9 protein-coding genes are annotated in these 12987 nt (G+C 69.4%); 4 read left to right on the forward strand and 5 right to left on the reverse strand.

The features are described from left to right. Positions 1–97: 97 nt before the first annotated feature. Together INT49_RS04895 and INT49_RS04900 are read right to left on the reverse strand one after the other, a co-directional pair. The gene (locus INT49_RS04895) at positions 98–1645 is read right to left on the reverse strand and encodes an NAD-dependent succinate-semialdehyde dehydrogenase (protein ID WP_193116601.1); all 1548 of its coding nucleotides are present in this window, start codon (positions 1643–1645) and stop codon (positions 98–100) included. Between the two features lie 125 nt (positions 1646–1770). After that, on the reverse strand, positions 1771–3696 hold the full coding sequence (locus INT49_RS04900; RefSeq protein WP_193116602.1) for a glycoside hydrolase family 15 protein: 1926 nt from the start codon (positions 3694–3696) through the stop codon (positions 1771–1773). 100 nt (positions 3697–3796) lie between these two features. Between INT49_RS04900 and INT49_RS04905 the strand changes: the two genes are divergently transcribed. Beyond that, positions 3797–5329: an FAD-dependent oxidoreductase gene (locus INT49_RS04905; protein WP_193116603.1), complete on the forward strand. Its 1533-nt coding sequence runs from the start codon at positions 3797–3799 to the stop codon at positions 5327–5329. A gap of 103 nt (positions 5330–5432) precedes the next feature. Here INT49_RS04905 and INT49_RS04910 read toward each other — a convergent pair whose 3' ends face one another. From INT49_RS04910 to INT49_RS04920, 3 genes are all read right to left on the reverse strand, one after another. After that, positions 5433–6944 carry a S10 family peptidase gene (locus tag INT49_RS04910; RefSeq protein WP_193116604.1) on the reverse strand — a complete coding sequence of 504 codons (1512 nt, stop codon included), beginning with the start codon at positions 6942–6944 and terminating at the stop codon, positions 5433–5435. A gap of 264 nt (positions 6945–7208) precedes the next feature. Then, a complete protein-coding gene (locus INT49_RS04915; RefSeq protein ID WP_226849755.1) occupies positions 7209–7586 on the reverse strand; it encodes a hypothetical protein in 378 nt (125 codons plus the stop codon). Positions 7587–7608: 22 nt separating this feature from the next. Continuing rightward, on the reverse strand, positions 7609–9306 hold the full coding sequence (locus tag INT49_RS04920; RefSeq protein ID WP_193116605.1) for a sodium:solute symporter family protein: 1698 nt from the start codon (positions 9304–9306) through the stop codon (positions 7609–7611). Positions 9307–9627: 321 nt separating this feature from the next. Here INT49_RS04920 and INT49_RS04925 point away from each other — a divergent pair, with 321 nt between their 5' ends. Genes INT49_RS04925 through INT49_RS04935 form a run of 3 tightly spaced genes read left to right on the forward strand, consistent with a single transcriptional unit; the run spans position 9628 to position 12802 of the window. Then, the gene (locus INT49_RS04925) at positions 9628–10962 is read left to right on the forward strand and encodes an ABC transporter substrate-binding protein (protein WP_193116606.1); all 1335 of its coding nucleotides are present in this window, start codon (positions 9628–9630) and stop codon (positions 10960–10962) included. Beyond that, the gene (locus INT49_RS04930) at positions 10959–11843 is read left to right on the forward strand and encodes a carbohydrate ABC transporter permease (RefSeq protein WP_193116607.1); all 885 of its coding nucleotides are present in this window, start codon (positions 10959–10961) and stop codon (positions 11841–11843) included. Before INT49_RS04925 ends, INT49_RS04930 begins: the two co-directional genes overlap by 4 nt. Further along, entirely contained in the window at positions 11840–12802 is a 963-nt protein-coding gene (locus INT49_RS04935; protein WP_193116608.1) for a carbohydrate ABC transporter permease, read from the forward strand. Before INT49_RS04930 ends, INT49_RS04935 begins: the two co-directional genes overlap by 4 nt. Positions 12803–12987 lie beyond the last annotated feature (185 nt).

A 12987-nucleotide genomic window follows, 5' to 3' on the forward strand; every position in this document is an offset into this window, starting at 1 on the left:
CCATACTGCGACATCCAGGTGAGCTCCTGGGTGTCGTCCCTGGTCATGGCGTCGTCAGGTCAGCGGGCTCCAGCGTCCCCCGCGGGGTCGTCGGCCCTCACAGGGGCAGGCGCACGTACGTCATCTCGAGGAACTCGGTGATGCCCTCGTGAGACCCCTCGCGGCCCAGGCCCGACTCCTTGACGCCGCCGAAGGGGGCCGACGGATCCGAGGCCACGCCGATGTTGACCGCGACCATCCCGGACTCGATCCGGCCGGCCACGTCGGTGACCTCGCCGAGATCCTCGCCCGCCACATAGGCCATGAGGCCGAACTCGGTGTCGTTGGCGGCGGCGACCATCTCGTCGATGTCGTCCAGCACGATGATCGGTGCGACCGGGCCGAAGATCTCCTCGCGGTTCACGCGGGCAGCGCGCGGCACGTCGGTCAGCACGGTGGGCTCGTAGAAGTACCCGCCGTCGCTGCTTGAGCTGTCTGAGCTGTCCGTGCTGTCCGTGCTGGCACTGCCGCCTGCAGCGAGGGAGGCCGGTGCCGGTCGACGACCGCCCACGAGCACTCGGGCGCCGCGGTCCACGGCGTCCGCGACGAGATCCTCGATCTTCTCCAGTGCGGCGGCGTCGATCATCGGACCCATGGTCGTGCCGGGCGCGATCCCGGGGCCGACCTGGAGCTTCGCGGTCTCCTCCGCGAGGCGCGCCGTGAACTCCTCCGCGAGGGACGAGTGCACGTAGAAGCGGTTCGCGGCGGTGCAGGCCTCGCCGTTGTTGCGGAACTTGCCCAGCATCGCGGCCTTGACCGCCGTCTCGACATCGGCGGAGGGCAGCACGAGGAAGGGTGCATTGCCGCCCAGCTCCATCGACGCCTTCAGCACGTGCTCGGACGCCTGGGCGAGCAGGGTGCGGCCCACGGGCGTGGAGCCGGTGAAGGACACCTTCCGCAGCCGCGGATCGGACATCAGCGTGGAGCTCAGCCCCTTCGAATCGGAGCTGACCACACAGTTCACGACGCCGGCGGGCACTCCGGCCTCGGCGAGGATCTCCATCAGCAGCAGCGAGGTCAGCGGGGTCTTCTGCGCGGGCTTGAGCACCACGGTGCAGCCGGCCGCGAGCGCCGGGGCGATCTTGCGGGTGCCCATCGACAGCGGGAAGTTCCAGGGCGTGATCAGCAGGGTGGGGCCCACGGGGCGGGCCACGGTCAGGATCGCCTCGTCGGCGGCGGGGGCGTGGCGGAACCGTCCGGGCAGGCGCACCGCCTCCTCGCTGAACCAGCGCAGGAACTCCGCGCCGTAGGTGACCTCCCCGTACGCCTCGGCGAGCGGCTTGCCCATCTCCAGGGTCATGAGGAGTGCGAGGTCGTCGGCCCGCTCATGGCACAGGTCGTAGGCGCGGCGCAGGATCTCGGAGCGCTGTCGCGGGGTGGTCGCGGCCCAGTCCTCCTGCACGTCGACTGCCGCATCCAGCGCCTTGAGGCCGACGGCAGGCGCGTCGGCGTCGACCACCTGGGTCAGGGCGCGCCCGGTCGCGGGATCCAGCACGTCCAGGGAGGCGGTGCCGCCGAGGAAGCGACCGGCGACGAAGGAGCTGCGCGGAGTGCGCTCGAGCAGCTCGGCGATGCGGGACGCGGTGATGGTGGGCAGGTCAGCCATGGGGTGCTCCTTCGTCGACGGGTGGTCCATCCAGTCTGCACCCGACGGCCGGGCGGGGCCCGACCGCGTGGCAGGGCCCGACGGCGTGGAAGGGCCTTGCCGCGTGGCGGGGACCGACCGCGGAGTCAGTCCCGGGTCGTGGCGAGGGCGTCGACGGCGCGGATCAGGCCCAGGTGGCTGAAGGCCTGCGGGAAGTTCCCGGCCATGCGTCCGGCGCCGCTGTCGAACTCCTCGGCCAGCAGGTGCAGATCGTTCGCGCACCCCAGCAGCTGCTCCATGAGCGCCTCGGCCTCGTCGCGGCGACCGGAGGCGGCGTACTGCTCCACCAGCCAGAAGCAGCACACCAGGAAGGGGTGCTCATCCCCGGGCAGACCGTCCTGGCCCTGCGTGCGGTAACGCAGGATCAGTCCGTCCTCGGTGCGCAGGTCCTGCTCGATGCGGGCCACGGTGGCGAGCATGTGCGGGTCGTTCGCCGGCAGGAAGCCCGTGTGGGGGATCTGCAGCAGCGAGGCGTCCACCTCGGTGGAGCCGTAGGTCTGGGTGAGGGCTCCGTCGGCACCCACCCCTCGGGTCATGATCTCCTGGCGCACCTGGTCTCTGATGTGCTTCCAGCGGGTGACCTGCTCCGTGGTGGCCGGCAGGCCGTGATCCTCGACGGCACGGACGGCGCGGTCGAAGGTCGCCCACACCATCACCCGGCCATGGGTGAAGTAGGCGGGGTCGCCGCGCATCTCCCAGATCCTCTGGTCGGGTTCGTCGATCCGGTCCTCGGTGTAGCGCACCAGTGCCTTCTGCAGCGGCCACGACCAGGCGGTCTCCTCCAAGCCGGCATCGCGCATCGCCGCGAGGGCGATCATCACCTCGCCCACCACGTCCGCCTGGTACTGATCGGCCGCCCCGTTGCCGACCCGCACCGGCACCGAGCCCTCGTAGCCCGCCAGATGCGGCACCTCCCGCTCGGGCAGGTTCCGGTCCCCGGTGATCGAGTACATGATCTGCAGCCGCTCCGGATCCCCGGCGATCGCCCGCAGCAGCCAGTCGCGCCAGGTCGCGGCGGCGTCGACGTGTCCGTGGCCCAGCAGCGCCTCGAGGGACAGGGCCGCGTCGCGCAGCCAGCAGTAGCGGTAGTCCCAGTTGCGCACCCCACCGAAGTCCTCGGGCAGGCTCGTGGTCGCGGCGGCGATGATGCCGCCGGTGCGGCGGTGGGTCAGCGCCCGCAGCACGAGCAGCGAGCGGGTCACCGGTTCTTCGTACTCGGCGTCGACCCGCACCTGGCCGAGCCAGCCGGTCCACTCCGCGATGGTGGCCTCGAGGGCGGTCTCGCTCTCGAGCGCGGCGGGCACCTGCTGCCAGGAGGGGAACCAGGTGAGCACCCAGCACGTGCTCTCCCCGGCGCGCAGGCGGTGCGTGCCCCGGTGGGTCCGGCCGTGCGGAGTGAGTGCGGGGCCGTGCAGCGCGATGCCGTCCCCGCCGGCGACGGCGATCAGCACACGGTTCCCGGCCTCGTCCTCGCCGCGGCGCACCCAGGGCACCGCCTGCCCGTACTCGAAGCGGATCTTCAGCTCCTGGAGCACCTCGACCTCGCCCTCATGGCATTCCACATGACGCACGAGGTCCGCGTGGTCGTCGACGTCCCCGGAGAGGGAGGAGGCGCTCCCGGGGCCCGGCGAGGACCCGGTCGCCTCACCCCCGGTGCTGTCGGCGTCGGCCACGGCGGAGTCGGAGTCACCGGTGTCGGTGCCGGCTCCGGTGCCGGATTCCCCGCCGCCGGTGATCGGCATGTACTCGGTGACGGTGGCGGTCCCGGTGGGGGAGCGCCACACCGTCTCGAGCACCATCGTGCCGGGCAGGTAGCGGCGCGAGAGGACCTCGCCGTCAGCGATCCGCAGCGACCAGTGCCCGTTCTCGTCGTCGCCGAGCAGCGAGCAGAAGAGGGCATCGGAGTCGAAGCGGGGCAGGCACAGCCAGTTGATGACCCCTTCCCTGGTCACGAGGGCGGTGGCGCGCTGGTCCGACAGCAGGGCGTGGTCTTCGATGAGCGGGCTGGTCATGGCTCCAGTGTGCACCTGCTGGTTCCGGCAGGGGCGGGAAAACTCTGCCCGACGGGCAGAGTGCCTGCCGGGGTACGGGGGTCCAGGCTACGGTGGGGCCATGAGCACCTCGACCACTGAACCTGTCCGCGACTCTGAATCTGTCCGAGCCTCTGAACCGGCCCGCGGCTCCGGTGACGCTCCCGAGCTGACCTTCGACGTCCTCGTGATCGGCTGGGGCAAGGGCGGCAAGACCCTCGCCGCCACGCTCGGCGGGGCGGGGAAGCGTGTGGGCATGGTCGAGCAGTTCGACACCATGCACGGCGGCACCTGCATCAACATCGGCTGCGTGCCCACCAAGACCCTCGTCCACGACGCGGAGCAGCGCCGTGAGGACGACGACGCGCAGCAGTTCTGGGCCCGCGCCGTCGAGCGCCGCGACACCGTGGTGGGGAAGATGCGCGACGTCAACCACCACATGCTCGCCGACCTCGACGCCGTCACCCTGATCGACGGCCGCGCCCGCTTCACCGCCGAGCGCACCGTGCAGGTCACCGGCGGCGACGACGTGCTCACCGCCTCGGCCGACGTGGTCATCGTGAACACCGGTGCCACCCCGACCCGGCCGGACCTGCCCGGCATCGACTCCCCGCGGGTGCACGACTCCACGAGCGTGCAGCACGTGGACCCGCTGCCCGCCCGCCTCACCGTGATCGGCGCCGGCCCCATCGGCCTCGAGTTCGCCTCGATGTTCGCCGGGTACGGGGCCGACGTCACGCTCGTGAACCGTCGTGAGCGCCTGCTGCCCGACGAGGACGAGGACGTCGCCGCCGAGGTCACCAGCGTGCTCGAGGGCGACGGCATCCACGTGCTGCACGAGGCCTCGGCGGTACGGATCGAGGACGGCGCGGGCAGTGGGAACAGCACCGCGAGCGAGGACAGCTCTGCCAGCGGGAGCAGCTCCGCGAGTGAGAACAGCTCTGCCAGTGCGGTGGTCGTCTTGCGCGTCGGCTCCGAGGAGCGCCGGATCGAGGCCGACGCCATCCTGCTCGCCACCGGCAGGCGCCCCGCGACCGACGACCTCGGGCTCGAGCAGGCAGGGATCGACGTTGACGAGCGCGGCGCGATCGTGGTCGACGAGCATCTGCGCACGAGCGCCGAGAACGTGTACGCGATCGGCGACGTCCACGGCGGGTCTCAGCAGACCTACCTCTCCCTCGACGACTTCCGGATCGTGCTCTCCCAGCTGCAGGGAGACGGGGAGCGCACCACCACCGACCGGGTCGCCGTGCCCACCACCACCTTCCTCACCCCGCCGCTCGCGGCCGTCGGTCTCACCGCCGGCGAGGCGCTCGCCGCAGGACGCGACGTGCTCGTGGCCTCGCAGAAGACCGCGACGATCAAGGCGATGCCGCGCCCGAAGGCCGTCGGCGATCCGCGCGGGATCGTGAAGTTCGTGGTCGACGCCCGGACCGACGAGATCCTCGGCGCGAGGCTGTTCCACGTCGACGCGCAGGAGGTCATCAACCTCGTCGCGCTCGCGATGCGCACCGGCACCACCGCCACGCAGCTGAAGAACGGGATCTGGACCCACCCGGCCTCGACCGAGTCGCTGAACGAGACCCTCGGGAAGCTCGAGCCGCTCGAGGGCTGAGCCGTTCGGGGACTGAGCCACTCGAGGACTGAGCCGCTCGAGGGCTGAATCGCTCGAGGACCGAGCCGGGCCGGGGACTGAGCCGAGTCGGGGGAGCGCCGGGTCAGTCCCCGTCGGACGTGGTCTCGACCGCGGAGTCCTCGCCGGTCACGAACTCCGCGAGGTGCTGGGAGAGGGCGAGGCGGCTGGGTTCGTGGCAGTACATCATGTGCCCCGCCTCGTAGTACTCGATGCGGATCCGCTCGGCGTAGTCCTCCCGCGGGATCGCGAGCTGGGCGAGCACGTGCTCGCTCGCATGGAACGGGGTCGCGGCGTCGTGATAGCCGTGGGAGACCAGGACCGTCGTGTGCGGGGACTTCCGCAGGAGCCGGGAGAGATCCGAGGCGACCTCGACGGAGCGGTTCTCGAAGTCCTTGTAGCTCCACGGGTGCACCCGGCCGGACATGATCTCGTAGACCACGTCGCAGGAGAAGTCGAGCTCCGTGCGCAGGTACTGGTTGATCGTCGCGGTGTACGACGGGGCGAGCTGGTCGATCGACGGGTCCGTCTCCATCGTCGCCGCATTGCCCGCTCCCGCGGGCGCCGTGAACCGCCCGTCGATGCGGCCGGTGACCAGGCCCTGGTCACGCAGCAGCTCGGCGAGGAACGCCAGGTGCTCGACGCGCAGGTTCGCCCGCTCCACCCATTCAGGGTCGATCCCGATGAGGGCGCCGATCCGGGCCGACGCCTCCTGGACCTGCTCCGACGAGAGCCGCAGGCCCGCGGCGAGCAGCGCCGGGTACTCCTGCTCCGCGAACGCCTCCGCCTCGTCGACCACGTCCTGCAGCAGGCGCCCCTCATGCTTGCCGTGGGCATGCGCGATCGCCGCATAGGTGGGCAGGTAGTGCACGTAGGGGCTGTCGTTGCCCGGGTCGAAGCTGATGGTGCCGAAGTCGAGCACGGGGGAGATCAGCACGACGCCCGCGACCGCCACGTAGTAGCGGTCCATGAGGTGAGCGGCGACGGCGGAGGCGCGGGTGGTGCCGTAGGACTCGCCGGCGAGGTGGATCGGGGAGGTCCAGCGCTGGTTGCGGGTCAGCCAGTCGATGACGAACGCGGCGATCAGGTCGCGGTCCGCCGTCAAGCCGTGATGACGGGCGGGCTTCGCGCCGGGAGCGGGCCGCGAGTAGCCCGTGGTCATCGCGTCGACCACGACGAGATCGGCGTGGCGCAGGATCGTCTCGTGGTTGTCCACCAGCTGGTGCGGGGGAGCGGCCGGGGAACCGGCATCCCCGGAGTCGACCCGGCGCGGGCCCAGCAGGCCCAGGTGCAGCCACACGGTCGACGCCCCGGGGCCGCCGTTGAACGCGAACATCACGGGCCGCTGCGGATCGTCGGTGCCCTGGGCGAGATAGGAGACGGAGAACAGCTCGGCGTAGGCGGCGCCGCGCCCGTACTCCTCACCCTCGGGCTCCTCCCGCAGCACCACGGTGCCGGCGGTCGCGGTGTAGTCCAGCGGCCCGTCCGGCAGGGTGAGCGAATGAAGCGTCGTGACGAGGTGGTCCTCGGGGGCAGGGCTCGCGGAGCTCCCGTCGGAGTCGACCTCGGGGGAGGGGGTCGTGGGCTGGGCGTTCACTCGTGCTCCTTCGTCGGGGACGGCATCGGCGTCGATGCTACGCGGGCGGTGCGGTCAGAGGTGCTCGGGTGGTGGCGCTCCGGCCGGTGCGGGGCAGGTGTCGTCGGCCCTTCCGCCCGGCCGGGGAGCAGGAGGGGCCCTCCCGGACGGGCAGGACGCGCGAAACCCCCGATCCGTGCCATGAGCGGCACGTATCGAGGGAATCGGTGAGGGTCGAGCGGACCCGGCGAGGGTCGAGCGGTGCCGACCCTGTCAGCTCGTCGCTCAGTCGAGGGGCGCGATGTCGCGGGGCACTTCGGCGCCGTCCTCGTTCTCGCGGACGACCATGCGGATCGGGTCCAGCTTCGTCCAGACGACGAAGGCGATGGCCACGACGATCATGGCCAGGCCCGCCCACAGGTTGGCGTTCATCCCGCCGGTCTTCGCGGCCGCCGCGTCGTCGAACGCGAACAGACCCATCAGGGTCAACAGCACCCCGAAGAGGCCCAGCAGCGTGCCGATGAAGTTGCGGATGTCGAAGGCGCCGGCGGTCTGGACGTCCGCGCCCGCGGGTGCGGCGTCGGCCCCGAGCGGGGTGGCCGATGCGGGCTCGGTCCCGGTGGCCCGGCGCTTGCCGTGGCTCTGATCCTTGTGTGCACTCATGAGTGTTCTCCTCCGTCCGCGCTCAGGCGAAGACGATGTTCAGGATGACGACGAGGGCGAGGCCGATGCCCGCCATCGGGACGGGGCGGCGCCAGAACGGGAGGTTCTTCTCGTCGGCGTCGACCAGATCGGCCTTCGGGGTCTCGGAGTAGACGAGGCCCTTCAGCTCGTGCGCCGGCTTCGGGGCGGTGAACTGCGTGACCACCACGGAGACGATGATGTCGACCACGAAGGCGGTGGCCGCGCAGACGAAGGCGAGACCCTGGCCCGGCAGCTCGAAGATGCTGAAGAACGTCGAGCCGGCCCACAGGGCCACGGCGGAGAGCGTGCCGGCGACCAGACCGGCCCAGCCGGCGGTCGGGGACATCCGCTTCCAGAACATGCCCAGGATGAATGTCGCGAACAGCGGCGCGTTGAAGAACCCGAAGAGGGCCTGCAGGTAGTCCATCAGGTTCGAGAAGCTGCCGGCGATCAGCGCGGTGAAGATCGCGATGATGCAGGCGGCGAGCGTCGCGTAGCGCCCCACCTTGATGTAGTGCGCATCAGGCGCATCCTTCTTCACGTACTGCTCGTACAGGTCGTACGTGACCACGGTGTTGAAGGCCGAGATGTTCGCGGCCATTCCGGCCATGAACGCGGCCAGCAGACCGGCGATCGCGACGCCGAGCAGGCCGTTGGGGAGCACGTCGCGCATGAGCAGCAGCAGGGCGTCGTTGTAGGTGACGCCGGTGGCGGCGGCCCCGGCGGCATCGCCCGCGACGTCCAGCTGCTTGAACTCGGTCAGCTCCCCGACCAGCACCGCGGCGAGCATGCCGGGGATGATCACGATGAAGGGGATGAACATCTTGGGGAAGGCGCCGATGATCGGCGTCATCCGGGCGGCGGTGATGGACTTCGACGCCATCGCCCGCTGGACCTCCACGAAGTTCGTGGTCCAGTAGCCGAAGGAGAGCACGAAGCCGAGGCCGAAGACGATGCCGACGACGGAGAGGATCGGGCTGTCGAAGCCGGACAGCGCCTGACCGGGCCAGGAGTGCAGCTGCTCCTCGCCGAGCATGCCGTCACCGGCGATGCGCTCCTTCATGCCGTTCCAGCCGCCCACGCGGTGCAGGCCGATCAGCGTCAGCGGCAGCAGGGCCGCGACGATCACGAAGAACTGCAGCACCTCGTTGTAGATCGCGGCGGAGAGGCCGCCGACGGTGATGTAGAAGAGCACGAACGCGGCGGCGAGCACGAGGCCCACCCACATCGGCCAGCCCAGCAGACGGTTCACGATGATGGCCAGCAGCGACAGGTTCACGCCGGCGATGAGCAGCTGCGCGACGGCGAAGCTGATCGAGTTCACCAGGTGCGCGCCGGTGCCGAAGCGCATGCGCATGAACTCGGGGACCGAGCGCACCTTGGAGCCGTAGTAGAACGGCATCATCACGACGCCGAGGAACAGCATCGCGGGGATGGCGCCGACCCAGAAGTAGTGCATGGTCGGCATGCCGTACTGGGCGCCCGTGGCGGACATGCCCATGATCTCGACGGCGCCGAGGTTGGCGGAGATGAAGGCGAGGCCGGTGACCCAGGCAGGCAGGGAGCGGCCGGACAGGAAGAACTCGATGGAGTTCGAGACTCCGCGCTTGGCGTACCAGCCGACGCCGAGCACGAACACGAAGTACAACGCGATGATCGCGTAGTCGATCCACTGAGCATCCAGGCGGATGTCGACCATGAGGATGATCCTTGGTGAAGAAGGGGTGAGGAGGGGCCGCTGACGTGCGCCGAAGGGCACGAGGGCAGGGTGGCCGTGGCCACCGGGCGGTCACGCTACCACCGTGAAACTATTTCCCGACCGCCAGCAGAGCCCCCTGGGGCCGGACGACGCGCATATCACAATGTAGAGTTTTCCGAGGTTCGTTCACGAAGTTGCCGAAGATCGCGGATGTGATGTGACGCACCCGTAGGTCACGGTCCGAACCTGGGGGCCGGATCCGCCCCGGATCCGGTTATCGTGAACGTTCACCCTCGACGAGGAGGAAAGGAGCCCACCCTCATGAAGAGCTATACACGGCGCGCGGCGCTCGCCGCCTCAGGCGCCGTCGGAATGGGCGCTGCCCTAGCGGCCTGCGCCCCGCCGAACCCCGGCAACGTCAATGCTGAGGCGACCATCCCCCCATCCGACGGTCCCGTCACCGTCAGCTACTGGGCCTGGCTGAAGGACCTGCAGAAGGTCGCGGACGTCTACAACGCCAGCCAGGACAGGATCAAGGTCGAGACGACCTGGATCCCCGGCGGCAACTCGGGCGGCTATGCCAAGATCCTGTCCGCGGTCGCCGCGGGCGGCGGTCCCGATATCGCCCAGGTCGAGCTGCGGCAGGTCCCGGAGTTCGCCCTCGCCGGCGCCCTGGTCGACCTGACCCGCTACGACTTCGCCGAGCAGGCGGACGCCTTCGACCCCGGGGCGATCGCCCAGGTCAAGGTCGGCGACTCCTACTGGGCGGTCCCCCAGGACACCGGCCCGGTGGCCACCTTCTACAACCGTGAGGTTCTCGAAGGGGAGCTCGGGCTGCAGGTCCCGGCCACCTGGGACGAGTTCCGCGAGACCGCGGCCGCTGTCTCCGAGGCCGGCAAGATGCTCATCAGCCTCGACCCCTCCGATGGCTCCTATCCGATCGCGTGGGCGATGCAGTCCGGCGCGACCTGGTTCCGTCCCGAAGGGGACGGCTGGGTCATCGACATGGTCGGCGACGCCTCGATGAAGGTCGCGGAGTTCTGGGACGACATCCTGGACAAGAAGATCATCGGCGCCGGGTACGGCGCCTTCTCGACGCCGTGGTACGCCGCAGCCGGTGACGGCGACGTGCTCGCCTCCATCAGCGGTTCATGGTCGGATGCGCTGGTCGAGACGGTCCCCGGCGGGGCCGGCAAGTGGGCCGTGGCGCCCATGCCTCGCTGGGAGGACGGCTACGCCTCCGGCGGCCACGGCGGCTCATCGGCCGCGGTGCTGTCCACCAGCAAGCATCCCGTCGAGGCGCTCGAGTTCCTCACCTGGATGTGCACCGATCCGGCAGGGATCGACGCCATGATCGAGTTCTCCGGCATCGGCTGGTCGCCCGCCAAGGACTACATCGGCACGGTCCGTCAGCAGCCCTCGGAGTTCTTCTCCGGACAGAACTACAACGAGGAGGTCATCGTCCCGATGGCCGAGGGGCAGAACCTCGACTGGACCTGGGCGCCGATGATGCAGCGTGCACAGGCCATCATCGGTGACGGCTTCACCCAGGCCGTCGCCGGCGAGCAGACGCTCGTGGACATGCTCGAGAACTCGCAGAAGGAGATCATCACGATCATGCGGGACATGGGCTTGGATGCGGAGGAGGCACGATGAGAAGCAGGACAGCTCCGTGGGTGCTGCTGGCACCCTTCCTGATCGTGTTCATCGGCACGATGATCGTGCCGATCATCATGGCGATCGGCTACAGCTTCACCACCGTCACGCGCTCGGGTCTGCTCGGCGAGAAAGGGCTCACGAACTCCTTCGCGTGGTTCGACAACTATGTCGCCGCGCTCACCAACGCGAACTTCGTGGCATCCATCGGTCGCATGATCCTGTTCGGCATCGTGCAGGTGACGGTCATGATCATCGCTGCCACGGTCCTCGCGCTGCTGCTCGAGAGCGCCTCGGCGAAGTGGCCCGGCTTCTTTCGCGCCACCTACTTCCTGCCCTACGGCATCCCCGGTGTCATCGCCACGATCCTGTGGTCGTTCCTCTACATCCCGGGTCTGTCCCCGATCGTGGACGTCCTCGGGGCGGTGGGGATCGACATCGACTTCCTCGGCCCAAACATGGTGCTGTGGTCCATCGCGAACATCGTGACCTGGACGTACACGGGCTACAACATGCTCATCATCATCGCGCAGCTGAAAGCGATCCCCGGTGAGCTGTACGAGGCGGCGAAGCTCGACGGCGCCAGCTCGCTGCGTGTCGCGACCTCGATCCAGCTGCCGCTGATCCGCCCGGCCCTGATGCTCACGGTGATCTTCTCGATCATCGGCACCCTGCAGCTGTTCGCGGAGCCGAGGCTGCTGCAGACCATGAGTGCCGGGATCACCTCGGAGTACACCCCGAACATGTCCGCCTATGCCTTCGCGTTCCAGTACAACGACATCGGCATGGCCGCGGCGCAGTCCGTGATCATCGCGGTCGCCGCCTTCCTCCTCTCGGCCATCGCGCTGGGAGTCTCGAACTGGACGGAGAAGCGCCGATGAGCTCCACCGACAACGCCCCCGCCGGCAGCACCACCACCACTGCCAGGCGGAACAAGCCTCTGGGCAATGCCGCCAAGGCCGCCCGGGGTGACGGTCGCCTCGGGAATCGAAACGCAGGTCGTAAGCCGACTACGACGATCCTCGTCACCGCGATCCTCGCGATCGTCGCGCTCTACTTCCTCGTGCCGGTGTACTGGGTGGTCATCAATGCCACCAAGTCCACCGAGGACCTCTTCGGCACCAGCGGGTTCTGGTTCGGCGAGAGCTTCCAGCTGTGGGAGAACATCAAGGCGGTGCTGTCCTCCAACGGCGGCATCTTCCCGCGCTGGGGCCTGAACTCGCTGCTGTACTCCGGGGTCGGCTCCGTGCTGGCCACCTACTTCTCGGTCGCCGCCGGGTATGCCCTGGCCAAGTACCGCTTCCGGGGTCGGAAGCTCGTGTACGGGCTGGTCCTGGGCGGTGTGCTGGTTCCCGGCACCGCCGTGGCCCTGCCGCTGTTCTTCCTGTTCTCCTCGATCGGGATCACCAACACCTACTGGGCCGTGCTGATCCCGTCGCTGGTGAGCCCCTTCGGTCTGTTCCTGGCGTCGATCTACGCCGGCGCCGCGGTGCCGGACGAGCTGCTCGAGGCGGGCCGGATCGACGGCGTGGGAGAGCTGGGGCTGTTCCATCGCCTCGCGCTCCCGCAGCTCACCCCGGCGATCGTGACCATCCTGCTGTTCCAGTTCGTCGCGATCTGGAACAACTACATGCTCCCGCTGGTCATGCTGGCCGACGAGAAGCTGTATCCGATCACCCTGGGCCTGGACAACTGGCGGGCCCAGACAGATCGTCTGCCGGAGTTCTACCAGCTCACCACCACTGGCGCCCTGCTGTCGGTGATCCCGCTGGCGATCCTCATCCTGGTGCTGCAGCGCTTCTGGCGCGGCGGTCTCACCGAGGGCTCCATCAAGGGCTGACGCCCCACCGCCGGGTCCGGCCCCGTCCCTGCGTCACCGCGACGCGATTGTGCGCTGTGCTTCCTTGCCGGGAAGCGCAGCGCACAATCGCATTCGGGAGGCGTTCGGGAGAGGGGCGGGGTGTTCGGCGGTCCCTGATCGGGGCGAACGGTGCTGTTCCGTAGCCGGGGGTGCTTGCATCCGCG

The organism is Brachybacterium tyrofermentans (assembly GCF_014897585.1).
In the GTDB taxonomy this organism is placed as follows: domain Bacteria; phylum Actinomycetota; class Actinomycetes; order Actinomycetales; family Dermabacteraceae; genus Brachybacterium; species Brachybacterium tyrofermentans.

Coding starts and splice junctions, on each gene's coding strand:
- INT49_RS04895 (WP_193116601.1), bottom strand. CDS start 1,645: ATGGCTGACCTGCCCACCATCACCGCGTCCCGCATCGCCGAGCTGCTC.
- INT49_RS04900 (WP_193116602.1), bottom strand. CDS start 3,696: ATGACCAGCCCGCTCATCGAAGACCACGCCCTGCTGTCGGACCAGCGC.
- INT49_RS04905 (WP_193116603.1), top strand. CDS start 3,797: ATGAGCACCTCGACCACTGAACCTGTCCGCGACTCTGAATCTGTCCGA.
- INT49_RS04915 (WP_226849755.1), bottom strand. CDS start 7,586: ATGAGTGCACACAAGGATCAGAGCCACGGCAAGCGCCGGGCCACCGGG.
- INT49_RS04920 (WP_193116605.1), bottom strand. CDS start 9,306: ATGGTCGACATCCGCCTGGATGCTCAGTGGATCGACTACGCGATCATC.
- INT49_RS04925 (WP_193116606.1), top strand. CDS start 9,628: ATGAAGAGCTATACACGGCGCGCGGCGCTCGCCGCCTCAGGCGCCGTC.
- INT49_RS04930 (WP_193116607.1), top strand. CDS start 10,959: ATGAGAAGCAGGACAGCTCCGTGGGTGCTGCTGGCACCCTTCCTGATC.
- INT49_RS04935 (WP_193116608.1), top strand. CDS start 11,840: ATGAGCTCCACCGACAACGCCCCCGCCGGCAGCACCACCACCACTGCC.